The organism is Saccharopolyspora sp. NPDC002686 (assembly GCF_040295745.1).
Classification (GTDB): Bacteria; Actinomycetota; Actinomycetes; order Mycobacteriales; family Pseudonocardiaceae; genus Saccharopolyspora; species Saccharopolyspora oryzae.
In genome coordinates, this window is the sequence record NZ_JBEOVY010000026.1 from 12297 (window position 1) to 36599 (window position 24303).

At 70.4% G+C, this 24303-nt stretch carries 24 protein-coding genes; 21 read left to right on the forward strand and 3 right to left on the reverse strand.

What is annotated here, in order from left to right; translation table 11 throughout:
• The first annotated feature begins 350 nt into the window (after positions 1-350).
• The 8 genes from ABTZ89_RS05785 to ABTZ89_RS05820 all read left to right on the forward strand — a co-directional run bounded on the left by ABTZ89_RS05785 (position 351) and on the right by ABTZ89_RS05820 (position 8100).
• Positions 351-782, forward strand: coding sequence for an OsmC family protein (locus ABTZ89_RS05785; protein WP_270950763.1), 432 nt, complete (start codon positions 351-353; stop codon positions 780-782).
• Positions 783-848: 66 nt separating this feature from the next.
• Positions 849-1592 (forward strand): phosphoglyceromutase, encoded by a 744-nt coding sequence (locus ABTZ89_RS05790; RefSeq protein ID WP_351040690.1) that lies wholly within the window; start codon positions 849-851, stop codon positions 1590-1592.
• 372 nt (positions 1593-1964) lie between these two features.
• Positions 1965-3200: a sensor histidine kinase gene (locus ABTZ89_RS05795; RefSeq protein ID WP_502949511.1), complete on the forward strand. Its 1236-nt coding sequence runs from the start codon at positions 1965-1967 to the stop codon at positions 3198-3200.
• Positions 3197-3877, forward strand: a complete 681-nt coding sequence (locus tag ABTZ89_RS05800) for a response regulator (protein WP_270950765.1) — start codon at positions 3197-3199, stop codon at positions 3875-3877. The genes ABTZ89_RS05795 and ABTZ89_RS05800 overlap by 4 nt, the downstream gene beginning before the upstream one ends.
• Before the next feature lie 131 nt (positions 3878-4008).
• Positions 4009-5037 carry a Ppx/GppA family phosphatase gene (locus tag ABTZ89_RS05805; protein WP_270950766.1) on the forward strand — a complete coding sequence of 343 codons (1029 nt, stop codon included), beginning with the start codon at positions 4009-4011 and terminating at the stop codon, positions 5035-5037.
• A complete protein-coding gene (locus ABTZ89_RS05810) occupies positions 5034-6221 on the forward strand; it encodes an Rv0497 family membrane protein (RefSeq protein ID WP_351040695.1) in 1188 nt (395 codons plus the stop codon). Before ABTZ89_RS05805 ends, ABTZ89_RS05810 begins: the two co-directional genes overlap by 4 nt.
• A 136-nt stretch (positions 6222-6357) precedes the next feature.
• Positions 6358-7215, forward strand: coding sequence for a sugar phosphate isomerase/epimerase family protein (locus tag ABTZ89_RS05815; protein ID WP_351040698.1), 858 nt, complete (start codon positions 6358-6360; stop codon positions 7213-7215).
• A gap of 96 nt (positions 7216-7311) precedes the next feature.
• Positions 7312-8100 carry a thioesterase family protein gene (locus ABTZ89_RS05820; RefSeq protein ID WP_270950769.1) on the forward strand — a complete coding sequence of 263 codons (789 nt, stop codon included), beginning with the start codon at positions 7312-7314 and terminating at the stop codon, positions 8098-8100.
• Between the two features lie 175 nt (positions 8101-8275).
• Here the strand turns inward: ABTZ89_RS05820 and ABTZ89_RS05825 are convergent, their stop codons facing one another.
• Positions 8276-9904: a long-chain fatty acid--CoA ligase gene (locus tag ABTZ89_RS05825; protein ID WP_270950770.1), complete on the reverse strand. Its 1629-nt coding sequence runs from the start codon at positions 9902-9904 to the stop codon at positions 8276-8278.
• Between the two features lie 154 nt (positions 9905-10058).
• Here ABTZ89_RS05825 and proC point away from each other — a divergent pair, with 154 nt between their 5' ends.
• The 8 genes from proC to ABTZ89_RS05865 all read left to right on the forward strand — a co-directional run bounded on the left by proC (position 10059) and on the right by ABTZ89_RS05865 (position 18042).
• The gene (gene proC, locus ABTZ89_RS05830; RefSeq protein ID WP_270950771.1) at positions 10059-10874 is read left to right on the forward strand and encodes a pyrroline-5-carboxylate reductase; all 816 of its coding nucleotides are present in this window, start codon (positions 10059-10061) and stop codon (positions 10872-10874) included.
• Between the two features lie 360 nt (positions 10875-11234).
• A complete protein-coding gene (locus ABTZ89_RS05835; protein WP_150067011.1) occupies positions 11235-11459 on the forward strand; it encodes a helix-turn-helix domain-containing protein in 225 nt (74 codons plus the stop codon).
• Positions 11460-11660: 201 nt separating this feature from the next.
• The gene (locus ABTZ89_RS05840) at positions 11661-11762 is read left to right on the forward strand and encodes a 30S ribosomal protein bS22 (protein WP_010241351.1); all 102 of its coding nucleotides are present in this window, start codon (positions 11661-11663) and stop codon (positions 11760-11762) included.
• Between the two features lie 195 nt (positions 11763-11957).
• The gene (locus ABTZ89_RS05845; RefSeq protein ID WP_270950772.1) at positions 11958-13007 is read left to right on the forward strand and encodes an NAD-dependent epimerase/dehydratase family protein; all 1050 of its coding nucleotides are present in this window, start codon (positions 11958-11960) and stop codon (positions 13005-13007) included.
• Positions 13007-13915 carry a lysophospholipid acyltransferase family protein gene (locus tag ABTZ89_RS05850; RefSeq protein WP_351040704.1) on the forward strand — a complete coding sequence of 303 codons (909 nt, stop codon included), beginning with the start codon at positions 13007-13009 and terminating at the stop codon, positions 13913-13915. Before ABTZ89_RS05845 ends, ABTZ89_RS05850 begins: the two co-directional genes overlap by 1 nt.
• A gap of 293 nt (positions 13916-14208) precedes the next feature.
• Positions 14209-16731, forward strand: a complete 2523-nt coding sequence (locus ABTZ89_RS05855) for an ATP-dependent Clp protease ATP-binding subunit (protein ID WP_351040724.1) — start codon at positions 14209-14211, stop codon at positions 16729-16731.
• Between the two features lie 160 nt (positions 16732-16891).
• Entirely contained in the window at positions 16892-17473 is a 582-nt protein-coding gene (locus ABTZ89_RS05860) for an HdeD family acid-resistance protein (protein ID WP_351040707.1), read from the forward strand.
• 161 nt (positions 17474-17634) lie between these two features.
• Positions 17635-18042 carry a VOC family protein gene (locus tag ABTZ89_RS05865; RefSeq protein ID WP_270950776.1) on the forward strand — a complete coding sequence of 136 codons (408 nt, stop codon included), beginning with the start codon at positions 17635-17637 and terminating at the stop codon, positions 18040-18042.
• 112 nt (positions 18043-18154) lie between these two features.
• On the opposite strand, the gene ABTZ89_RS05870 is transcribed toward ABTZ89_RS05865, so the two are convergent.
• Together ABTZ89_RS05870 and ABTZ89_RS05875 are read right to left on the reverse strand one after the other, a co-directional pair.
• On the reverse strand, positions 18155-19036 hold the full coding sequence (locus ABTZ89_RS05870) for an HAD family hydrolase (RefSeq protein WP_270950829.1): 882 nt from the start codon (positions 19034-19036) through the stop codon (positions 18155-18157).
• Between the two features lie 188 nt (positions 19037-19224).
• Positions 19225-19851 carry a sigma-70 family RNA polymerase sigma factor gene (locus ABTZ89_RS05875; RefSeq protein ID WP_270950777.1) on the reverse strand — a complete coding sequence of 209 codons (627 nt, stop codon included), beginning with the start codon at positions 19849-19851 and terminating at the stop codon, positions 19225-19227.
• A gap of 404 nt (positions 19852-20255) precedes the next feature.
• Between ABTZ89_RS05875 and ABTZ89_RS05880 the strand changes: the two genes are divergently transcribed.
• The 5 genes from ABTZ89_RS05880 to ABTZ89_RS05900 form a co-directional block, all read left to right on the forward strand.
• Positions 20256-20492, forward strand: a complete 237-nt coding sequence (locus ABTZ89_RS05880) for a glutaredoxin family protein (protein ID WP_270950778.1) — start codon at positions 20256-20258, stop codon at positions 20490-20492.
• Between the two features lie 358 nt (positions 20493-20850).
• A complete protein-coding gene (locus ABTZ89_RS05885; RefSeq protein ID WP_351040712.1) occupies positions 20851-21693 on the forward strand; it encodes a redox-sensing transcriptional repressor Rex in 843 nt (280 codons plus the stop codon).
• On the forward strand, positions 21690-23072 hold the full coding sequence (locus ABTZ89_RS05890) for a glutamyl-tRNA reductase (protein ID WP_351040715.1): 1383 nt from the start codon (positions 21690-21692) through the stop codon (positions 23070-23072). The genes ABTZ89_RS05885 and ABTZ89_RS05890 overlap by 4 nt, the downstream gene beginning before the upstream one ends.
• Positions 23069-24007 carry a hydroxymethylbilane synthase gene (gene hemC, locus ABTZ89_RS05895; protein ID WP_270950781.1) on the forward strand — a complete coding sequence of 313 codons (939 nt, stop codon included), beginning with the start codon at positions 23069-23071 and terminating at the stop codon, positions 24005-24007. The genes ABTZ89_RS05890 and hemC overlap by 4 nt, the downstream gene beginning before the upstream one ends.
• A 14-nt stretch (positions 24008-24021) precedes the next feature.
• A partial coding sequence (locus ABTZ89_RS05900) for an SAM-dependent methyltransferase (RefSeq protein ID WP_351040718.1) occupies positions 24022-24303 on the forward strand: 282 nt, incomplete at its 3' end.

Here is a 24303-nt window from a genome sequence, read left to right on the forward strand (position 1 = left end):
GCGGTCCGATGGGGGAGATGGACCGCGTGTGCTGCTCTCGCGTGATCGGGGAGTGCGTGGGATCCGATCAAGGAGAGCGTTGTCAACTTCGCAGAGTCATGCAGCTGCCACAAGGCCGCCACATTACTCCATTAGTGTGATGTTTAGTGCAAAAAGTAACGCACAGGAGTCGAAACGTCGTCGTTTTCCCAACGGTGGTGACTGGCGCCACTTTCGTGTCACGTTGGCGAGTGGATCACATAACTGTCGAGTGAACGGCACAACCAAATGTGCGGGTCACGGCGCGTTGCGGGAGGGTTGACCGAGCGGTGCCCGGCCGCCTTCGCGAACCCCCCACTAGGAGCGGCGAGATGATCCAGCGCAATGCCACCACGCAGTGGACCGGTGACCTCAAGTCCGGTGCCGGATCCGTCACCCTCGACTCGTCCAACGCCGGCCAGTTCCCGCTCACCTGGGCGTCGCGCTCCGAGTCCCCCGACGGTCGCACGAGCCCCGAGGAGCTGATCGCCGCGGCCCACTCCGCGTGCTTCTCGATGCAGCTGTCCGGGCTGCTGTCCGCGGCGGGCACGCCGCCGGAATCGATCGACACCAGCGCCGAGGTCTCCTTCGGGCCGCGCGGCGACGGCTTCGCCATCACCCTCATCGCGCTCACCGTGCGGGCCAAGGTGCCGGGCATCGACCCGGCGGCCTTCAACGAGACGGCGCTGAAGGCGAAGGAGATCTGCCCGGTCTCCGCCGCGCTCACCGGGACCGAGATCACCCTCGACGCGGCGCTGGACTGATCGGTTCAGCTCCGCGCGCCCGACCTCCGGGACGAGGTCCCCGGATCGGCTCTATAGCCTGGGGATATGACTTCGACCCTGGTGCTGCTGCGGCACGGTGAGAGCACGTGGAACGCCGAGAACCTGTTCACCGGCTGGGTGGACGTCCCGCTGTCGGAGAAGGGCGTGGCGGAAGCCGGGCGCGGCGGTGAGCTGCTGCGCGACGCCGGTGTGCTGCCGGACGTGCTGCACACCTCGCTGCTGCGGCGGGCGATCTCCACGGCGAACATCGCCCTGGACGCGGCCGACCGGCACTGGATCCCGGTCCGCCGCGACTGGCGCCTCAACGAGCGCCACTACGGCGCGCTGCAGGGCAAGAACAAGAAGCAGACCCTGGACGCCTACGGCGAGGAGCAGTTCATGCTCTGGCGCCGCTCCTACGACACCCCGCCGCCGGAGATCGAGCTCGGCAGCGAGTTCAGCCAGGACACCGACCCGCGCTACGCGGACCTCGGCGCCGAACTGCCGCGCACCGAGTGCCTGAAGGACGTCGTGGCGCGGCTGCTGCCGTACTGGGAGTCGGCGATCGTGCCGGACCTGGCGGCCGGTCGCACCGTGCTGGTCGCCGCGCACGGCAACTCGCTGCGCGCGATGGTCAAGCACCTCGACGGGATCTCCGACGAGGACATCGCCGGCCTGAACATCCCCACCGGCATCCCGCTACGCTACGACCTGGACGAGAACTTCAAGCCGGTCAACCCGGGTGGCACCTACCTCGACCCGGAAGCCGCCACCAAGGCCGCCGCCGCAGTCGCCAACCAGGGCCGCTAACCCGATCAGTCACACCCGAAGGGGGCATCCGGGCTCGGCCCGGGTGCCCCTCTTCGCGTTCCGAGGACCGCAGTTTCAATTGAAACTGCAAATCCCAGGCACGGCGGATCACAGTTTCAATGGAAACTGCGGTGGGGCCGAGGTGGTGCCGGGAGGGCGAAGGTGCCCAGCGTTCATCACTCGCATGGGTGACTGGTGGCGAGAAGTCGCCGTGGTGGCGAACGGAGCGCTACCGGCGGGCCGGTGGTAGGTGAACTGGCTGCCAGCGCGGGGTGAAGGGGAGGTGAAGAAGCCCCCGATTCGTGTCGCGGGAATCACGGAACGCCCTCGTAGACTGGCCTTTCCCCACCCCGCCGCGCTTACGATGCTGGCGTGACCGCTTTGGGCTACACCGCCCTGATCGCCGCTGTGCTCCTGGTGGGCGCTGCCGGCGGCTACGTCATCGCGCGACTCAGGTTCTACGGCCGCGGAAAACCCGAGGGCCCCACCGTCGCCGAGCTGCTGCAGCGGCTGGTGCACACCAGCGCCGGCGGCATCGTCATCCTCAACAAGTTCGGCGACGTGGTGCTGCACAACCCCCGGGCCGACGAACTCGGCGTCATCCGCGACCACCGGGCCGACGAGCGCGCGCGCAAAGCCGCCGAGCAGGCCCTGGAGACCGGCGAAGCCGTACCCGTCGACCTCTCCCCGCTGACCGACCGCCCCGCCTTGCGCGGTCGCGGTCCCGCCGCGGTGCTCGGCGAGGTCCGCCCGCTGGGCGACGGCTTCGTCGTCGTCGACACCGCCGACGAGTCCGACTCGGTCCGCCTGGAGGCCACCCGCCGCGACTTCGTCGCCAACGTCAGCCACGAGCTCAAGACCCCGGTCGGGGCGCTCGCGCTGCTCGCGGAGGCGGTCCTGGACGCCGCCGACGATGCTGAAGAGGTGCGGCGCTTCTCCACCAAGATCCTGCACGAGTCGACCAGGCTGGGGACCCTGGTCTCCGAGCTGATCGCGCTGTCCCGGTTGCAGGGCGCCGAGCGGATGCCCGACCTGACCACGGTCGACGTGGACGCCGTGATCGAGGAGGCGCTGGGCCGCTGCCGGCTCGGCGCGGAGTCCGCCGGGATCGAGATCGCCGTCGACGAGCCCACCGGCCACCTGCTGGACGGGGACCGGACGCTGCTGGTCACCGCGCTGACCAACCTGATCGACAACGCCGTGTCGTACTCGCCCCCGGACAGCCCGGTGTCGATCAGCCGCCGGCTGTCCGGGGACTTCGTGGAGATCGCGGTCACCGACCGCGGCATCGGCATCGAACCCGAGTACCACGAGCGCGTCTTCGAGCGGTTCTTCCGGGTCGATCCGGCCCGCTCCCGCGCCACCGGTGGCACCGGCCTCGGCCTGGCCATCGTCAAGCACGTCGCCGCCAACCACGGCGGCGAGGTCAAGCTCTGGAGCCGCACCGGTACCGGCTCCACCTTCACGCTCCGGGTGCCCAGGCACGGCGCTCGCACGACCGACGGCCAGCAGGCCGTCGAGCAGCCGGAACGGGCAGCGCTGCCCGCCCGGTCGACCAAGGACAGTGCCGACGGGGTCACAGCCGTCGAAACGGGAGGAGTCCGGTGACCAGGGTTCTGATCGTGGAGGACGAGGAGTCCTTCGCCGACCCGCTCGCTTTCCTGCTGCGCAAGGAGGGCTTCACGGCGGCAGTCGCGATGAACGGCGCGGAAGCGTTGGACGAGTTCGACCGCAACGGCGCGGACATCGTGCTGCTCGACCTGATGCTGCCCGGCATGAGCGGCACCGACGTGTGCAAGCAGCTGCGCCAGCGCTCCTCGGTGCCGGTGATCATGGTGACGGCGCGCGACAGCGAGATCGACAAGGTCGTGGGCCTGGAGCTGGGCGCCGATGACTACGTCACCAAGCCGTACTCGGCGCGCGAGCTGATCGCCCGGGTGCGCGCGGTGCTGCGCCGCCGCGGCGAGGCCGAGGAGCTGCAGCCGCAGGTGCTGGCCGCCGGGCCGGTGCGGATGGACGTGGAGCGGCACGTGGTGACCGTCGACGGCGCGGACGTCAACCTGCCGTTGAAGGAGTTCGACCTCCTGGAGTACCTGCTGCGCAACGTCGGCCGGGTGCTCACCCGCGCCCAGCTGATCGACCGGGTGTGGGGCGCGGACTACGTCGGCGACACGAAGACGCTGGACGTGCACGTCAAGCGGCTGCGCTCGAAGGTCGAACCGAACCCGGCCGATCCGCGCTACTTGATCACGGTGCGTGGCTTGGGCTACAAGTTCGAGGCGTGACCTCGATCGCGTGATCGGGAGCACGAGATGCGCCGGTCGAGCAGGTCCGAGGGCTGTTCGGGGTGCGCGGGTGGGCCGTTTGCGGGCCCACCCGGCCCCCGGTCGCGTGCGCAGCCGGTAATTTGTCGGTCATGCGCCTAGGGGTGCTCGACGTCGGATCCAACACCGTCCACCTGCTCGTGGTGGACGCACATCGTGGTGCCCATCCGACCCCGATGACATCGGACAAGTCCGTGCTGCGGCTGGCCGAGCGGATCGGCGCGCACGGCGGCCGCCTCAGCGAGGACGACGCCGCCGAGCTGGTCCGCACCGTCGCCGACGCCCAGGAGTCGGCGATCGCGGCCGGTTGCGAGGAGCTGATGGCCTTCGCGACCTCGGCGATACGCGACGCGGAGAACGCCGCCGAGGTGATCGACCAGGTGGCGGCCGAAACCGGCATCAAGCTGGAGGTGCTGCCGGGCGAGGACGAGGCCCGGTTCACCTTCCTCGCCGCGCGCCGCTGGTTCGGCTGGTCCGCGGGCAACCTGCTGATGCTCGACATCGGCGGCGGCTCGCTGGAGCTGGCGATGGGCATCGACGAGCAACCCGACCTGGCGGTGTCGCTGCCGCTCGGCGCGGGGCGGATGGCCCGCACCATGCTGGGCGACCCGCCGCGGCAGAGCGAGGTCAAGAAGCTCCGCGAATGGCTGCAGGGCCAGCTCGCGCCCACCGCCAAGCAGTTCCGCAAGCTCAGCCGACCGGACCGGGCGGTGGCCAGCTCCAAGACCTTCCGGTCGCTGGCCAGGCTGACCGGCGCCGCCCCGGCCTCGGCCGGTCCGCGGGTGCCGCGCAGCCTCACCGACACCGGCCTGCGCCAGCTGATCTCGTTCATCACCCGCATGTCGTCGCAGGACCTGGCCGCCCTCGACGGGGTCAGCGCCGCACGGGCCCACCAGCTCGTCGGCGGTGCGCTGGTGGCGGAGGCCACCATGAAGGCCCTGGGGGTGAAGGAACTCGACATCTGCCCCTGGGCGTTGCGTGAAGGGGTGATCCTGCGGCGACTGGACCACACCAACGGAGACAGTCACACTGCCATCCAGGCCCGAGCGGCGTTGCGGCTCGCCGGGACCGAGGACGGAACTGGACGCCGGACGGAGCACGGGGCACGGTGGGAGCGATGAATCGGGACAGCGGGGCCGATCAGCCCACCCAGCGGACAGTGGCGGAGCTGCTGGCCGAGTACGGCAACAGCGGTGGCCAGAAGGGCAGCGGCAGCAGCAACCGCCGTCGGCGCAGGCGAGCCGAGGACCCGAGCGAGACCGCGCCGCAGGCGATCATCGAGCGGGTGCTGTCGGACAGCGGCCAGATGCGGGCCATCCAGCCCGACGCCGAGCCGCCGCAGCACCGCAGCCACCGGGTCACCGGCCGTCGACCGGCCACCCCGCCTCCCGCGGCCCAACCTCCGGCCGCTCAGCCCCCCGCTGCTCAACCGCCGGCTGCCCAGCCACCGGCCGGTCCGCCGCCGGCTGCCCAGCCGCCCGCGGCTCAACAGCCGCCGGCTCCGCCCGCGCCGCCTGCTCCGGAACCCGAGCAGGCCGCTCCCGGGGAAGCCGACGGCAACCAGGCCGGTGGCGCGAGCTACTGGGCTCAGCGGTTCGCCAGCGCCGGCGGCAAGAAGCCCGCGCCCGCCCCGGTCGAGAAGCCCGCTCCGGCACCGGCAGCTGGCGATGCCGAGGCGACCATCCAGCAGCCCGCGTTGCGCGCTGACGCGCCGCCGGTGCCGCCCACGGTGACCAAGAAGCCCACACCGCCGCCCGAAGGCGTCACCGAGCAGCTGCCGCGCGTCGCAGCGCCCGCCGTTGCGCCGCGGCCGGACGCCGAGGGCACCGAGGTGCTGGCCGTTCCGCCGGCCCCGGTCGCCAAGCCGAAGCCGGAGCCGGTCGAGGAAGAGCCGAAGCGCGAGGACGAGGACCCGTACGACTTCGACTCCTTCGAGGAGCCGGAGGCGGAGTACGACGAGGACGACTACGACCCCGAGCTGCCCGCCGGGATGGACGCGGACGACTACCGCGACGAGGACGAGGAGGACGCCGAACCCCCGTCGCCCGCCAAGGAGTGGGGCACGCTGGCGCTGCAGGGCGTCGCCGGGCTCGTCGCCGGTGGTGCGGTCTGGTTCGGCTTCCGCTGGCTGTGGGGCTTCCACGCGCTGGCCGCGCTGGGTGCTGCGCTGCTGTTCACCGGTCTGCTGGTGCTGGTCGCGTGGAAGTTCCTGCGCAACAACGACCTGCAGACGATCCTGCTCGCGGTGCTCGTCGGCCTGTTCTGCACGGTGTCGCCGGCCGCGTTGCTGCTGATCAGCCACTAGCTCGCCCGGTCCTGGCGGACCGGGCCAGGACCGGATTTGGCAGACTCGCACCGGAAGCACCGCGGTGTGAGCTGCACGGCGTTTGCGGGCACCGCAGCGTGACCACCCAGCGATCGTCGGTCATTCTTGGCAGGACATGACAGTGCAACCGCCACCGCGCGAGGACGCCCCGGGACGCATCCCGGTCGGGTTGTCCAGCGCTTCGGTGTGGCCGCAGCCAGCCCGCGCTGCTTTCGAGATGGCCGCCGACCTCGGCTTCGACGGGGTCGAGGTGATGGTGTGGGCGGACGCGGTCAGCCAGGACGTCGACGCGCTGCACCGGCTGTCCGAGCAGCACGGGGTGCCGATCCTCGCGGTCCACTCGCCCTGCCTGCTGATCACCCAGCGGGTCTGGTCGCCGGAACCCGAAGAGCGGCTGCGCCGCGCAGTGGTGGCGGCCAGCGAGCTGGGTGCGTCCACAGTGGTCGTGCACCCGCCGTTCCGCTGGCAGCGCCGCTACGCCGACGGGTTCAACGAGCTGGTCGCGGAGCTGGAGGAGACCAGCGGCATCGCGGTCGCGGTGGAGAACATGTTCCCGCTGCGCCCGCCGAGCACGCTGAACCGGCTGCGCGGCGGGAAGGCCAGCGGGCTCTCGGCGTTCAAGCCGTCGCCGGACCCGACCGAGGTGGGCTTCCGCAACTACACGCTCGACGTGTCGCACGCCGCCGCCTCGCACGTGGACCCCATCGACCTGCTCAAGCGCATGAAGGGCGGTCTCGCGCACGTGCACCTGGCCGACGGGACGGGAGCACCTCGTGACGAGCACTTGGTGCCAGGGCAGGGGAATCAGCCCTGCGCCGAGATCTGCGAAGCCCTCGCGGCCGACGGCTACCAGGGGGCGGTGGTGCTCGAGATCAATACCCGCAAGGCCCGCAATCCCCAGCAACGAGCGGCATTGCTGTCCGAAGCCCTGCTCTTCGCCCGCCTCCACCTGCAGCCGCTGTCCTCGACCTGACCGGAATGATCAACTTCCGTCGAGTTCACTAGAATCAGTGAACATGAACACGTTGCGCGCATCGGTCGTCGAGCGCGGTCGACCACTGGACCGCATGTGACCGAGGCCCTGGACCCCTTCGCGGCGGCCACCTCGGTGCGGCCGCTCGGCGACGGCAGCTTCGTCGCCAACCTGCATCCGGAATGGGCCGTGGGCAGCCGACCGCACGGCGGTTACCTGCTCGCGCTGCTGACCAAGTCGCTCGGCGACCTGACCGGACTCGATCCGCTGGCGGTCAGCGCGCAGTACCTGCGGCCGCCCAAGGTGGGACCGGTGCTGATCCGCACCGAGGTCCTCAAGGCGGGCAAGACGGTGACCGCGGCCCGGGCGGTGCTCGAGCAGAGCGGGAAGACCTGCGTCGACGCCACGATCACCCTCGGCAAGTCCCCGGAGGGCGAGCCGGCGTGGTCGCAGGTGCCCGAGATGCCGGTGAACCCGCCGTCGAACGCGATCGACCTCGGTACCGGCGAAGCCCGGAAGTTCTTCTCGCTGGCCGAGGTCTGCGACATGCGGCTGGACGCCGACACCGCGGAGTTCCTCGACGGCCGCACCGGACCGCCCCGGCTGCGGATGTGGGTCAAACCCCGGGAAGCCCAGCCGGACCTGCTGTTCGGCCTGGTCGCCGGAGACCTGGCGGTGCCGGTCACGCTGAACATGGCCCGCACCGGCTGGGCCCCGACGGTCCAGCTGACGGCCCTGCTCCGCACGCCCCCGGCCAACGGCTGGCTCCGCCTCGCGGTGGACTGCCGAGCGGTCCAGGGCAAGTGGTTCGACGAGGACGTCACGGTCGTGGACTCGGTGGGCCGCCTGGTCTGCCAAGCCCGCCAACTCGCCCTCTCCCCCTGACGAGTGACGCTCCGCCTGCCGTTCAGAACGGGGCACCGCGCCGGGTCGGTCCGCAGTTTCAATTGAAACTGTAAAACCCAGCCACGAGGAACCACAGTTTCCATTGAAACTGTGGTTCCTCCGCAGCCGAGACCGGATCCGGTGCGGGACACCGGAGATCCCTCGACCGGGTGGGTCAGGTGAGGTGGGTGATGTCGAGCTGGCCCTCGGAGTGCTGCTGGCGGAGGCGCTTCTTGTCGAACTTGCCGACGCTGGTCTTCGGGGCCTCCGCGATGAACGTCCAGTACTCCGGGACCTGCCACTTCGCCAGCGAGCCCGCCAGGAAGTCGCGCAGCTCCTCGGCGTCGGCCTGCTGGCCGTCGCGCAGCACCACCGCGACCAGCGGGCGCTCCGACCACTTCTCGTCCGGCACCCCGATCACCATCGCCTCGGCGACCGCCGGGTGGCCCATCACCTTGTTCTCCAGGTCCACCGACGAGATCCACTCGCCACCGGACTTGATCACGTCCTTGGCCCGGTCGGTGAGCTGCAGGAAGCCGTCCGGGGTGATGTACCCGACATCGCCGGTGCGCAGCCAGCCGTCGTGGAACTTCTCCGGATCGTCGTCGCCGTAGTAGGAAGCGGTGATCCACGGCCCGCGGACCTCCAGCTCACCGACGCTCTCGCCGTCCCACGGCAGCACCTGCTCGTCGTCGCCGACCAGCCGCGCCCGCACGCCGGCGGGCAGCCGTCCCTGGCTGGACCGGTACTTCCACAGCTCGTCCCCGGTGACCCCGACCGGCGGCCGGGCCACGCTGCCCAGCGGCGAGGTCTCCGTCATGCCCCACGCGTGCAGCACCGGGATGTCGTACTGCTCCTCGAAGGTCTTCATCAGCGACGGCGGGCAGGCCGCCCCGCCCACCACGACCTCGTTCAGCGAGGACACGTCGTGCGGGTTCGCCGACAGGTACTGCAGCACGCCCTGCCAGATCGTCGGGACCGCCGCGGCCATCGTCGGGCGCTCCGCCGCGGTCATCTTCACCAGCGGCTCGGGCTGCAGGAACCGGTCCGGCATGACGATCGAGGCGCCGACCATGAACGCCGCGTAGGGCAGCCCCCAGGACATCGCGTGGAACATCGGCACCACCGCCAGTGCGCGATCCGCCTGCGACAACGCCATCCCGTCGGTCATGCACACCTGCATCGAGTGCAGGTAGATCGAGCGGTGCGAGTAGACGACGCCCTTCGGGTTGGCCGTGGTGCCGGAGGTGTAGCACATCGCCGCCGCCGACCGCTCGTCCAGCTCCGGCCAGTCGAACTGCACCGGATGCCCGGCCAGCAGCTCCTCGTAGCCGTGCACCTCGACACCCCGCGGGGCCTCCAGCGCGGCCTTGTCGCCGCCCACGACGACCACGTGCCGCACCGTCTTGAGCTCGGGCAGCAGCTTGCCGAACAGCGGCAGCAGCGTGTGATCGACCAGCACCACCTCGTCCTCGGCGTGGTTGGCGACGTAGACCAGCTGCTCCGGGAACAACCGGATGTTCAACGTGTGCAGCACGGCGCCCATCGACGGCACCGCGAGGTAGGCCTCCAGGTGCTCGGCGTTGTTCCACATGAACGTGGCGACCCGCTGGTCACCGGTGATGCCCAGGCCGCGCAGCGCGTGCGCGAGCTGCGCCGCCCTGCGGCCGACGTCGGCGTAGCTGCGACGCCGCGCTCCCTCGCCGGTCCACGTGATGACCTGGCCCGATGCGCCGTGCGGGCCGGTGCCCTGTTCGAGGATCCGGGCGATCGAAAGGGGGCCGTCCTGCATCGTGCTGAACATGGTCAGAGCTCCTTCGGTCTGCATCGCATGGCCGTGGCGGGCGCTGTGGTGGCAGACACAGTAGCTGCTGTGATCGGGATTCGGGAGATCTCCGCACGTCGGGCAGCGGGCGGCTGATGTCGTTCGCGGAGCGTGTTCTGGCACCCTGAGCGGCATGACGACGATCGCCGTACTCGGAGCCGGAAAGATCGGGGAATCCCTGCTGACGGGCCTGCTCAAGGCCGGACGGGCCCCGGCGGAGCTGCTGTTCACCGAGCGGTTCGCGACCCGCGCGGCCGAGCTCACCAAGACCTACGGCATCACGCACGTGGACGTGGCCGCCGCTGTGCAGCGCGCGGACGTCATCGTCGTCGCCGTCAAGCCCCAGGACATCGAACCGCTGCTGGACGAGATGGCCCCGAACCTGCCGTCCGGCAAGCTCGTGGTGTCGCTGTGCGCGGGCCTGCCCACCAAGCTGTTCGAGCGGCGGCTGCCCGAGGGCACCGCGGTGGTCCGGGTCATGCCGAACACGCCGATGCTGGTCGGCGAGGCCATGAGCGCCATCTCCGGCGGCGCCCACGCCTCGGACGCGGACCTGGAGCTGGTCGAGGAGCTGCTCGGCAGCGTCGGCAAGGTGGCCCGGGTCCCGGAGAGCCAGCAGGACGCGGTCACCGCGCTGTCCGGCTCCGGCCCGGCGTACTTCTTCTACCTGGTCGAGGCGATGATCGACGCGGGCATCCTGCTGGGCATCCCGCGCGCCACCGCCGCCGACCTCATCGTCCAGTCCGCGGTCGGCGCCGCCGCGATGCTCCGCGAGGGCGGCGGACACCCGGTGATGCTGCGCGAGGCGGTCACCTCCCCGGCGGGCACCACCATCGCGGGCATCCGCGAGCTGGAGAAGCACGGTGTCCGAGCGGCGCTCATCGACGCCATCGAGGCAGCTCGCGACCGGTCCGTGGAGCTCGGCGCAGCCCACGACGACCACGACTGAGAGCTTTGTCGGTGGCAGCGTTGCTTGCGTGGTCGCTTAGCGGAACCTGAGCGGTTCCCTGGACTGCGGGTGCCCCTCCTGATGTATGCCCAATACACGGCGGAGGGGCCGTCCTCGCCAGGAAACCGCTCAGAACCCGCCGGTGGTCACCCTGCGAAGGTGGATGCAAGCGGCTGGCGCCGCTTCCGCAAGGCGCGGACGGCATACGCCGACAGTCTTCTGATCGACGGGCCAATACTCAGGTAATTCGGCCATCGCAGGTTCCCCAGCCGTCCCGCTACTCTCGATAGAGCACGTGCGTGAGGTTTCCGTCGGAGGGGAAGCCGACGGCGCGACACGTGCCGAAGGGCACGGTGAAGCATGTCTGCGAACTCCGAACCCAGCCAACAGGCACCTCCGAACATGGGCCAGGTGCGGTTCCTCACCGTCGCCGAGGTCGCCAAGCTGATGCGGGTGTCGAAGATGACGGTCTACCGGCTCGTCCACGCCGGCGAGCTGCCCGCAGCACGGGTGGGCCGGTCGTTTCGGGTGGCGGAAAAGGACGTCCACGCCTACTTGGAGAGCGCCTACTACAACGCGGGTTGACACAGGTCGACGGGCACCGCAGTCGATCGTCGCGCACCCTGCGCGGCGGTCGTCGAGCGGTGCCCGGCGGCGTTTCGAGGACCACGGCCGCAGGGCGCCGGACCTGGGCAGGTAAAGTTTTGGGTTGGTCGTGCCTGGTGCGCTCGTAGCGGCTGCACCGGCGCGGGAGACGTCCGAACCGTCAAGAGCGAAGGAGTCCGCATGGGCTCGGTCATCAAGAAGCGCCGCAAGCGCATGTCCAAGAAGAAGCACCGCAAGCTGCTCCGCAAGACGCGGGTCCAGCGACGCAAGTTGGGCAAGTGATCTAGCGCCCGCCGCCGACACGAGCTGTCGGCGGCGGTTTTTTGTCTGCAGAAGGGGTGTGGTCCTCCTGCTCGGCGAGCCCCGTCTCGCTGCGTCGTCGTTCGGGCTTCCGTTGGTTACTTCGTTGTAGCTGTGCGTGGTGCCGTTGGCGGTAGCATCGGTCGCGCTGGGGTTGGTTCCGGTGCAGGGAGTCGAATGGGCCCGAACGTCGTGTTGGTGACCGGGGTCAGCCGCTTCCTGGGCGGGCACCTCGCCGCGCGGCTCGCCGCGAACCCCGCGATCGACCGGGTGCTGGGCGTGGACACCGTGCAGCCCGGGCGCGATCTGCTGCGGCGGATGGGGCGCACCGAGTTCGTCCGGGCCGACATCCGGAATCCCCTGATCGGCAAGGTCATCGCCGGCGCAGGCGTCGACACCGTGGTGCACGCGGCGGTCAACACCCACTCCGGACCCGCTGGGCGGGCCGTGGTGAAGGAGATGAACGTCATCGGCACCATGCAGCTGCTGGCCGCGTGCCAGCAGTCGCCGCAGGTGCGCAAGGTCGTCGTCCGCTCCACCTGCGCCGTGTACGGGTCGAGTTCGCGGGATCCCGCGGTGTTCACCGAGGAGATGGAGCCCAAGGACCTGCCGTCGTCCGGCTACGCCAAGGACGCGGTGGAGATCGAGGGCTACGTGCGGGGCTTCGGGCGGCGGCGCCCCGACGTGGACATCACCACGCTGCGGTTCAGCAACCTGATCGGTCCCCGCATCGACGCGATGCTCACCCGCTACTTCGCCCTGCCGGTCGTGCCGACCGTGCTCGGCTTCGACGCGCGGCTGCAGCTGCTGCACTCCGAGGACGCGCTGGCTGTTCTGGAGCGCGCAACGCTGGGCGAGCACCCGGGGGTGTTCAACGTGGCCGGGGACGGCGTGCTGATGCTGTCGCAGGCGATCCGGCGGGCCGGTCGCATCGCGCTGCCGCTGCCGAGCCCCGCGGTGCTGCCGGTGACGCAGTTCTTCCGCAGCGCGCGGGTGGTCGACTTCTCGTCGGAGCAGCTGCGCTACCTCAACTTCGGTCGGGTGCTGGACACGACCAGGCTCCGGGAGCAGTTCGGGTTCACCCCGCGCTGGACCACGCGGCAGGCGTTCGACGACTTCGTCAGCGGTCGCGGGCTGCGGCCGGTGGTGGACCCCGAAACCGTCCTGGCGGCCGAGCGCGGTGCCGGGGACCTGGTGATGAAGCTCGCGCGGGATGTGGAGTCGTGATGGCGGATGCGCAGGTGATCCCGCTGCGGGCAGCGGACCGGGAGCAGATCCCGGAGCCGACCGAGCCCGGGTGGGAGGACGCCGTCACCGAGGTGCTCGCCTTCGCCCGCCGCCGGCTGCTCGGCGACTACGAGGTCGACGAGTTCGGCTTCGACGCGGAGCTCACCGACGAGGTCTTCCTGCGGTTGCTGCGGCCGTTCTACGACAAGTGGTTCCGGGTGGAGGCCATCGGCGCCCACAACGTGCCCGGGGACAGCGGTGCGCTGGTGGTGGCCAACCACTCCGGCACGCTGCCGTGGGACGCGCTGATGACGACCGTCGCGCTGCACGACCACCACCCGGACTCGCGGCACCTGCGGATGCTCGGCGCTGACCTGGTGTTCCAGCTGCCGGTGCTCGGCGCGCTGGCCCGCAAGGCCGGGCACACGCTGGCCTGCAACCCGGACGCCGAGCGGCTGCTGACCAACGGCGAGCTGGTCGGCGTCTGGCCGGAGGGATTCAAGGGCATCGGCAAGCCGTTCAAGGACCGCTACAAGCTGCAGCGGTTCGGGCGCGGCGGATTCGTCTCGGCGGCGCTGCGCACCGGAGCGCCGATCGTGCCCTGCGCCATCGTGGGCGCGGAGGAGATCTACCCGAAGCTGGCCGACATCAAGCCGCTGGCCCGGTTGCTCGGGGTGCCGTACTTCCCGGTCACGCCGTTGTTCCCGCACTTCGGGCTGCTGGGCGCGGTGCCGCTGCCGTCGAAGTGGTACATCGAGTTCGGCGAGCCGATCGAGACGGTGTCCTACCCGGAGGGCGCGGCGGACGACCCGATGCTGGTGTTCAGCCTCAGCGACCAGGTCCGCGAGAACATCCAGCAGGCCCTCTACCGCCTGCTCTCCCAACGCACCAACGTCTTCCTCGGCTGATCGTCCGATTTCGGCCCGTCCCGACACGCCGACACCTGTGGACAAGTCCCGGATCCTGTGGAGAACTTCCGCAATTTCAATGGAAATCAGACATCCGATTTCCATTGAATTTGCGGACCCCGGAGCCGGACGGCTGGTCGGGGGCGGGGATTGTACGGCTGGGGCGGGCTTGGTGCCGCGTTGCGGCGAGAGCCGAGGGTTGGTCTATTTGGGCTGGTAGACGCGCTTTGCGTTGGTGGTCGAGCGCGGCTTTCGCCCAGGTTTCCCGACCTACAGCCCCCTGGCGGTGGATGATGAGCTTCCCTTCCGGCTTCGGCGCGCAAGATCCCTTCGCCGATCTGCTCAACCGGTTCTTCGGCATGTCGCCGCGCACCTCGCCGCCGGCCGTGCAGCGGGTGCCGATCGGGCGGCTGCTCACCGAGTCCGCCACCGACCTGATCCGCCGCGCCTCCACCCGCGCCGAGCAGGACGGCAGCGATGACCTGGACACCGAGCACCTGCTCTGGGCCGCCACCCAGGTCGACGCGACGCGCAAGCTGCTGGAGCAGGCCGGAGCGGAACCGGACCACCTGGCCGAGCGGATCGCCGAGATCCTGCCCGGCGAGAGCACCCAGCCGTCGGCGAACCCCGGCCTGACCCCGGCGGCCAAGCGGGTGCTGATCGGCGCGCACGCCCGGTCTCAGGCCGTCGGCGCCTCCTACATCGGCCCGGAGCACATCCTCGCCGCGCTGCTCGACGACCCGGACGCGGCTTCGGTGCGGCTGCTGGACACGCAGGAGATCAACACCGACCGGCTCCGCGACCGCGTCGAGCGCTCCGCCGCGGCGGAAGGCACCCCGGCCGCGCCGAGCAGCGAAACCCCGACGCTGGACGAATACGGCCGCGACCTCACCGCCGAGGCCCGCGCGGGCAAGGTCGACGTCGTGGTCGGCCGCGGCGACGAGATCGAGCAGACCGTCGAGATCCTGTCCCGGCGCAGCAAGAACAACCCGGTGCTGATCGGAGAACCCGGCGTCGGCAAGACCGCGATCGTGGAGGGCATCGCGCAGCGCATCGTGTCCGGCGACGTCCCGGAAACGTTGCAGGACAAGCGGGTCGTCGCGCTCGACATGACCGGTCTGGTGGCCGGTGCGCAGTACCGCGGCGAGTTCGAGCAGCGGCTGAAGAAGGTCATCGACGAGGTCCGCGAGGCGGAGGGCTCGGTGATCCTGTTCATCGACGAGATGCACACCGTGGTCGGCGCGGGCGCGGCCGAGGGCAGCATGGACGCGGGCAACATCCTCAAACCCGCCCTGGCACGCGGAGAACTGCACGTCGTCGGCGCCACCACCATCGACGAGTACCGCAGGCACGTGGAGAAGGACGCCGCGCTGGAGCGCCGCTTCCAGCCGGTGATGATCCCGGAGCCGACGGTCGAGGAGACCATCCAGATCCTGGAAGGCCTGCGCGACTCCTACGAAGCGCACCACGGCGTGCGGTTCACCGACGACGCGCTGGCCGCCGCCGCGACGCTGTCCGACCGCTACATCAGCGACCGGTTCCTGCCGGACAAGGCCATCGACCTGATCGACCAGACCGGCGCGCGGGTGCGGCTGCGGATGCTGCACCGCAGCACCGGGACCCGCGAGCGCGAGGACGAGATCGCCAAGCTGCGCCGGGAGAAGGACCAGGCCGTCGCCGCCGAGGAGTTCGACCGGGCCGCCGAGCTCAAGCACCGGATCGAGGTCGCCGAAGGCGAGCTGGCCGGGATCGCAGAGCGGCGGGAGGGCATCACCGACGTCACGGTCCAGGACATCGCCGAGGTGCTGTCCAAGCGCACCGGCATCCCCGTCTCGCAGCTGACCGAGAGCGAGAAGGAGCGGCTGCTCAAGCTCGAGGAGGCGATGCACGACCGCGTCGTCGGCCAGGACGAGGCGGTCACCGCGGTGGCCGAGGCGGTGCGGCGCAGCCGGGCCGGGATGGGCGATCCGAACCGGCCGATCGGCTCGTTCCTGTTCCTCGGCCCCACCGGCGTCGGCAAGACCGAGCTGGCCAAGACGCTCGCCGAGATGCTCTTCGGCGACGAGCACCGGCTGATCCGGTTCGACATGAGCGAGTTCCAGGAGCGGCACACGGTGTCCCGGCTGCTCGGCGCGCCGCCCGGCTACGTCGGCTACGAGGAGGCCGGGCAGCTGACCGAGAAGGTCCGCAGGCAGCCGTACAGCGTGCTGCTGTTCGACGAGATCGAGAAGGCGCACCGGGACGTGTTCAACGCGCTGCTGCAGGTGCTCGACGACGGCCGGCTCACCGACGCGCAGGGCCGCACCGTGGACTTCCGCAACACCGTGGTGATCATGACCAGCAACATCGGTGCCCAGCGGATCCTCGCGCACGAGGGGCCGGTGGAGGACATCCGCGATCAGCTGATGGACGACCTGCACGGCGGCTTCGCGCCGGAGTTCCTCAACCGCATCGACGACATCATCATCTTCCACCGGCTCGCCCAGGACGACCTGTCGCACATCGTCGACCTGCTGCTGGACCGCAGCAAACGGCTCCTGCACGCGCAGGAGGTCGACCTGGAGGTCACCGACGAAGCCAAGCGCTGGCTCACCAAACGCGGCTACCAGCCGGAGTTCGGCGCCCGGCCGCTGCGCCGCACCATCCAGTCCGAACTGGACAACCGGATCTCCAAGCTGCTGCTCGGCGGCGAGGTCCAGCCGGGCGACACCATCCTGGCCTCCATCGAGGACGACGACCTCATCTGCACCCTCGCCCGCCCCTCGGTCCCCGAACAACAAGCCGGAACCCGGGAACAGGAATCCACGGCCGTGTGATGCCCGGTGACCGCAGTTTCAATTGAAACTGCGGATCCCAGGCGCGGCGGATCACAGTTTCACTTGAAACTGTGGTTCCCGAACCGGGCACGACCACCCGGATTGATGACGCGCGGGGTTCGGGAGTGCGGGGGCCGGGACCTCGTGCGGAGGATGGTTCATGAGCGTCTTTCCGGAGGAACCCGCGCAGCTCGGGCTGCGGCTGGCGAAGATGGCGTGGCAGTCGATCCTGGTGGTCGGGCTCTGCTCGCTCGTGGTGGGCGTGCTGGCCCTGGTGTGGCCCGCCGCCACGTTGCTCGTGGTGGGCGCGCTGTTCGGCATCTACCTGCTGGTCAGCGGGGTCCTGCAGATCGTCGCCGCGTTCGGCACGCACACCGCGGTGGCCCTCCGCGTGCTGGCGTTCGTCAGCGGTGCGCTGTCGATCCTGCTCGGGTTGCTGTGCTTCCGCGGCGAGATGCAGTCGATCCTGCTGCTGGGCCTGTGGATCGGGATCGGCTGGCTGTTCCGCGGCGTCACGGAGATCACCGCGTCGGCGGTCGACCGCGACATGCCCGCGCGCGGCTGGCGGATCTTCCTCGGCGTCCTCACCGCGCTGGGCGGGGTGGTGCTGATCGTGTCGCCGCTGGCGTCGGTCGCGCTGCTGGTGCTGTTCGGCGGGATCTGGCTGGTGGTGGTCGGCGTCGTGGAGATCATCACCGCGTTCCGCATCCGCAGCGCCGCCAAGCGGGTCGCGTCGACCTGAGCTCGGCTCGTCCGGGCGCGTCGGGTGGGGTGCGCCCGGCCGGACGGGTCGGTGCGGCGGGCGGGGATGACGCCGCACCGGCCCGGGTTCTCCACCGCGCCGGTGTCGGTCCGCGCGCCTAGCCTGCAAGGGGCCAGAGTTCGAGCGAAGGGGGATCCCCGGTGTCTTCTCGTCTCAACCCGTACATCAGCTTCGACGGAACCGCCCAGCAGGCGATGGAGTTCTACCAGGGCGTTTTCGGCGGGAACCTGCGGACCAGCACCTACGGCGACGCCGGTGTCGGCGAAGCGGGCGAAGCCGACAAGATCATGCACGCGATGCTGGAGAACGACCGCGGCTTCACGCTGATGGCCGCGGACGTCCCGGCCGGCATGGAGCACAAGCCCGGCAACAACATCTCGGTGAGCCTCACCGGCAACGACGACGCGGAACTGCGCGGCTACTGGGAGAAGCTCTCAGCGGACGGCGTCATCGCGGTCCCGCTCGAGAAGCAGATGTGGGGCGACGTCTTCGGCATGTGCACCGACCGCTTCGGCATCACGTGGATGGTCGACATCAGCCCCAGCTGACCCCGGTCCCCGCAAATTCAATGGAAATCGGATGTCGAAATTCCATTGAATTTCGACCGCACTCGCGCCGCCGCGCGGAACGAGCCTGGACGAGGTCGGTGAAATCGGTGGGTCAGGAGCGGTCGCGGCGGCGGTAGGCGAGGCCTGCTGCGATCGCTCCGGCGATGGCGCTGGCGCCGAGCATCGAGTTCAGGCCGATGCGCGCCGCCTTGCGGCCGGTGCGGAAGTCGCGGACCTCCCAGGCGCGGGCGCGGGCGATGTCGCGGAGCCGCTGGTCCGGGTTCACCGCCACCGCCGTGCCGACCACCGACAGCATCGGGATGTCGTTGGCCGAGTCCGAGTACGCCGTGCAGCGGCGCAGGTCCAGGCCCTCGCTGGCCGCCAGCGCGCGCACCGCGTGCGCCTTCGCCCGCCCGTGCAGCATCTCGCCGACCAGACGTCCGGTGTAGACGCCGTTCTCGCTCTCCGCGACCGTGCCCAGCGCGCCGGTCAGGCCGAGGCGGCGCGCGATGATCTGCGCCAGCTCGACCGGCGTCGCGGTCACCAGCCAGACCCGCTGCCCGGCGTCCAGGTGCATCTGCGCCAGCGCCCGGGTGCCCGCCCAGATCCGGTCGGCCATCAGCTCGTCGTAGATCTCCTCGCTGAGCTCCACCAGCTCGGAGACCTTGCGGCCGGCCACGAACGACAGCGCCTGCTCGCGGCTGGCCTGCATGTCCTGGTGGTTCTCCGTGCCGCCGACCCGGAACTTCAGCTGCTGCCAGGCGAACCCGGCGAGGTCGGTGGCGGTGAGGAACTTGCGGGCGGCCAGGCCGCGGGCGAAGTGGAACAGCGAGGCGCCCATCATCATCGTGTTGTCGACGTCGAAGAACGCCGCCGCGGTGAGATCGGGCGGAGTGGCCAGCGAGCCGTCCGGGCCGGGGGCCGCGGCGACGGCGGCTTCCGCTGAAGCGCGACCGGCCACCTTCGCGCTGTCGACCTGCCCGGTCGTGCGCAGGCCGCGCTGCTCCGCGTCATCGGCCGAGCCCTGACGTGTCGGCACCGCCGCGCCTCCCTGGGGTCCTCCGGAGTGTTCGTGCGAAAGTTCCTGGTCTTGCCGACCCTGGGCCGTTCGGCTCAGCAGGCTTCTAGCTTAGAGCCTGTCGGCAACCACCTTTGCGCACCTCCGGCAGGCGCGGCAACGACTCATCGGAGATCGTCCGGCAGCAGCTGAGCCAAGCGGCGGATCGCCCGGTGCTGCAGCGCCTTCACCGCCCCCTCGTTGCGCTGCATCGCGGCCGCGGTCTCGGTGACCGACAGGCCCTGCAGGAACCGCAGCCGGATGCACTCCCGCTGGTCGGGGTTGAGCTGGCGGACGCAGCGCAGCAGCTCGTGGTGGGTGGCCTCGGTGAGCACGTGCTGCTCGGGTCCGAAGTGCGCGCGGTGGGTCGGGAGGTTGTCGGTCCAGTCCGAGGTGGGGATCTCCAGCCGGTACCGGCTGGACTTGATGTGGTCGAGGATCAGGTTCTTGGCGATGGTGATGAACCAGGCGGCCACGTCGCGGCCCTGGTAGCTGATCGAGGCGATCCGGCGCAGCGCGCGCAGGAAGGTCTCGCTGGTGATGTCCTCGGCCAGGCAGTGGTCGCTGACCCGGAAGAGCACGTAGCGGTAGACGGTCTGGGCGTACTCGTCGTAGAGGTGCCCGAAGGCGTCGTTGTCGCCCTGCTGGGCTGCGCTGACGTAGGCCCAGTTGCCCGTGATCGGGGCGAGCGGGGTCTCGACGCGGCGGGCGACTTCCGGGGCGGGGGGTGCGAGCGCGTTGGGGCTGCTCATCTCTTGCGACCTCCTGCCTTCGTTGGCGGGCCGGTTCCCGGTGCTCGGGGGAGACGCACCAGGTCCGGCGTCATGTCGCGGTGTCCTGGCGGACACCCTCCTCCGGTGACCGAGCGAGCAGTCGTTCGTGGCGGTGTCGGGTCGCTCGTTCGGGCCCCAGGTGCGTCTGGCTGCGCCCGGGGCGTGGGCGTTGGAGCAGCAGCATACGTGTTGTTACTCAGAAGTAGGTAGTGTAACGCGGTGATCGTGTCGTCACGCAGCGTGTTGCCGGACGTCTCCCCGGCTCGCTCCAAGAGGTGATTTTGGACACTTGACCAGCGGTATTCGCTGCACGGTCCGAGGTCTCCGGCTGGGTACCGTGAAGCCCTGGAAAACGGCTCGAATCTCTCCCCTGGAGCGGCGGTATGCACCAAGTGACCGTGATGACCCGCGATGGCTGCCACGCGTGCGACGACGCGATCGCCGACGTGCGCCGGATCTGCGCTGAGCTCGGCACCACGTGGTCCGCGCAGGACGTCGACGCCGATCCGGAACTGCGCGCTGAGTACGGTGACCGAGTCCCGGTGATCTTGATCGACGGCGACGAGCACGGCTTCTGGCGGGTCGAGGAGGAGCGCTTCCGCCGCGCCCTGGCCGACTGAGCGCGAGCTCGCCCGCCGCGACGCCCGTCACGTGCCCTGGACCACGCGTTTTGGCACGTCGGGGGGCTATCGGCAATGATGGCGGGGAAGGTTTGCGCCTCCGGGCCGATACGACCGCGACGACTTTGTGCATGCGTTCACAAGTGGTTACGGTGTAGGGGTCCGGCCGCCGGAACTCCGGTGCGGATCAGCGGACCAGGTGCCGTCCGCGGCCCAGGGCCGAAGCCGCCGAGGAGCAAACCCGGTCGGTGTCGGTGCTCCCCGCCTGCGGATGAGTCGGGAAGTCGACGACCACGACAGCCACCCGCGGCGGAGCGGCGGGTGGACAGGTGAGCGAGCAGGGCGAGGGAGATCCAGCGTGACGGCCCACGGAGCGGACGTGCAGGACGGAGACGGGCAGGCCGAGGCCGATTCCCGGATCGAGTCCAAGCAGTCGGTCGAGGTGCCCGCGGCTCGGGAGCGAGCCCGCGCGATCCCGGAAGCCGCCGTCGCCCGCCTCGCGGTCTACCTGCGAGCCCTCTCCGGCCTGGCCGAGCAGGACATCACCACGGTCTCCAGCGATGAGCTGGCCGCCGCCGCGGGCGTCAACTCGGCGAAGCTCCGCAAGGACCTCTCCTACATCGGCTCCTACGGCACTCGCGGTGTCGGCTACGAGGTCGCTGTGCTCATCGGGCAGATAGAGCGCACCCTCGGCCTGACCCGCAAGCACAGCGTCGCGGTGGTCGGCATCGGAAACCTCGGCCACGCGCTGGCCAACTACGGCGGCTTCCCGGGGCGCGGCTTCCCGGTGTCGGCGCTGTTCGACCTGGACCCCGACCTGGTCGGCGTGCCGGTCGGCGGCATCCCGGTGAGCCACATCGACGACATCGTCGAGGTGTGCTCCGAGCGGGAGGTCACCATCGGCGTGATCGCCACGCCCGTGCAGGGCGCCCAGGAGGTCTGCGACCGTTTGGTCGCCGGTGGCGTCTCGTGCATCCTGAACTTCGCGCCGGTCGTGCTGCAGGTCCCGGAGGACGTCGAAGTCCGCAAGGTCGACCTGGCGGTGGAGATGCAGATCTTGTCGTTCCACGTGGCCCGGCGCCAGCAGGAAGCAGCCGCGCAGTCCGAAGTGGACGGTGCGGACCTGGGGCCGCCGGGTACCACCGGTGAACAGGTGTCAGGCGAGGTCGAATCGGCGAACAGGATGGTGGAACGGCTGTGAACCTGCTCACCGTCGGGATTTCCCACCGCAGCGCCCCGGTCCGGGTGCTGGAGCGGGTCTCGATCAGCGGCGACGAAGTCCGCAAGATCCTCGACGAACTGCTGCAGCAGGACCACGTGTGCGAGGCCTTCGTGATCTCGACCTGCAACCGGGTCGAGGTGTACGCGATCGCGGAGACCTTCCACGGTGGCCTGGACGACGTCAGCTCGGTGCTGACCAGGCACGCCGGCGCGGACTTCCGGGAGCTGTCCGACCACCTCTACGTCTACTACGCCGGCGCCGCCGTCGAGCACCTGTTCTCGGTGGCCGCCGGGCTGGACTCGATGGTCGTCGGCGAGGCGCAGATCCTCGGCCAGCTGCGGCAGGCCTACGGCACCGCGGACGAGAACGGCACCGTCGGCAAGGCGCTGCACGAGCTGTCCCAGCAGGCGCTGCGCGTCGGCAAGCGGGTGCACAGCGAGACCGGAATCGATGCCGAAGGCGCGTCGGTGGTCTCCGAGGCCCTCGCCGACGCCGAGGTGGCGCTGGACGGCCTGGCCGGGCGCAGCGCGCTGATCGTCGGCGCGGGCTCGATGGGCGGTCTGGCCGCCGCGCAGCTCAAGCGCGCCGGCATCGGCGAGGTCGTGATCGCCAACCGCACGCCCGCCAACGGCGAGCGGCTGGCCGAGTCGCTGCGCTCCGACGGCATCGACGCGCGCACCGCGGACCTCAGCGACCTCTCCGGCGCGATCGCCGCGACCGACCTGCTGGTGGCCTGCACCGGTGCGATCGGTGCAGTGGTGACCTCCGACGTGGTCTCGGCCGCGCTGGCGCAGCGCGACGAGCGGCCGCTGCTGTGCTGCGACCTCGGACTGCCCCGCGACATCGACGCCGACGTGGCCGAGCTGCCCGGCGTCACCGTCGTCGACCTGGCGAGCCTGCAGCAGCGGCTCGCCGACCGGCAGGGCGGCAACGAATCCGAGCGCGCCGCCCAGATCGTCGCCGAGGAACTGCGCAGCTACCTCGCCGCGCAGCGCTCGGCAGAAGTGACCCCGACCGTGACCGCGCTGCGCAAGCGCGCCGCCGAGGTGGTGGACAGCGAGCTGCTGCGGCTGGACTCGCGCCTGCCCGAGCTCGACGGCGGCGTGCGCGACGAACTGGCGCGCACCGTCCGCCGCGTGGTGGACAAGCTGCTGCACGCCCCCACGGTGCGGGTCAAGGAACTGGCGTCGGTGCCGGGCGGAGCCGGTTACGCCGACGCGCTCCGAGAACTCTTCGAACTCGATCCGCAGACCACCGCGGTGCTCGGTGCCCCGCAGGCCGACGAAGGCCTGCCCGGGACCACCATCGCGCAGGCGCTGATGCGCGATCGAGCGGGACAAGACGGGGAGGACCGTTGAACAAGACCCTCCGCATCGGCACCCGCGGCAGCGCTCTCGCGATGGCGCAGAGCTCGCAGGTCGCCGAGCAGCTGGAGAAGGCGGGTTACCCGACCCAGCTGGTTTCCGTGAAAACGCCCGGCGACCTGTCGATGGCGCCGATCGCCGAGATCGGCGTGGGCGTGTTCACCTCGGCCCTGCGCGAAGCGCTGGCCAACAACGAGGTGGACGTCGCGGTGCACTCCTTCAAAGACCTGCCGACCGAACCGGACCCCCGGTTGTCGCTGGCTGCTGTCCCGCTCCGGGAGGACCCGAGGGACGCGCTGGTGGCACGGGACGGTCTGACGCTCGGCGAACTGCCCCCGGGCTCCGTTGTGGGCACCGGTTCGCCGCGACGCGCCACCCAGCTCCGGGCCCTCGGCCTGGGCCTGGAGGTGCGCAGCATCCGCGGCAATGTGGACACCCGCCTGCGCAAGGTGACCGACGGCGAGCTGGACGCCGTCGTCCTCGCCCGCGCCGGCCTGGCCCGAGTGGGCCGGCTCGAGGTGATCACGGAAACGCTCGATCCACTGCAGATGCTGCCCGCGCCCGCTCAAGGCGCGCTCGCAGTGGAATGCCGCGTCGACGACGTGGACACCGAGCACCTGCTGCAGTCCGTTTTGGACGATCAGGCCAGCCGCGCCGCGGCGGCCGCCGAGCGCGGCATGTTGAACGCGCTCGAAGCGGGCTGTAGCGCGCCGGTCGGCGCGCTGGCCGAAGTGGTGGAGGACCTCGACGAGGACGGGCGCGTGGCGCTGCGGCTGTCCCTCCGCGGGGTGGTGGCGGCCGACGACGCTCGGTTGGTCCGCGCCTCCGCCACTGGTGAGACGACCGCCGCTGACCAGCTGGGCCGTGAATTGGCCGCCCAGCTGATCGAAGCTCGAGCCGCACTGCTCAGCGGCCCGAGCAGTAGTTGATGGGGAGTGCCCTGATGACCCGAGCACGCAAGAACCCCGGACGGATTGCATTCGTGGGCTCCGGACCCGGTGACGCCGGGCTGCTCACCGTTCGGGCCCGGGATGCGATCACCCGCGCCGCCCTGCTGGTGACCGACCCGGACGTTCCCGCCGACATCGTCGGCCTGGCCGCGGACGGCGCCGAAGTGCGCCCCGCCGTGGGTGACCCGGCCGACGTGGCCAAGGACCTGGCCAACGAGGCGTCCACCGGACGCAGCGTGGTGCGCCTGGTCGCCGGTGACCCGCTGACCGCCGAC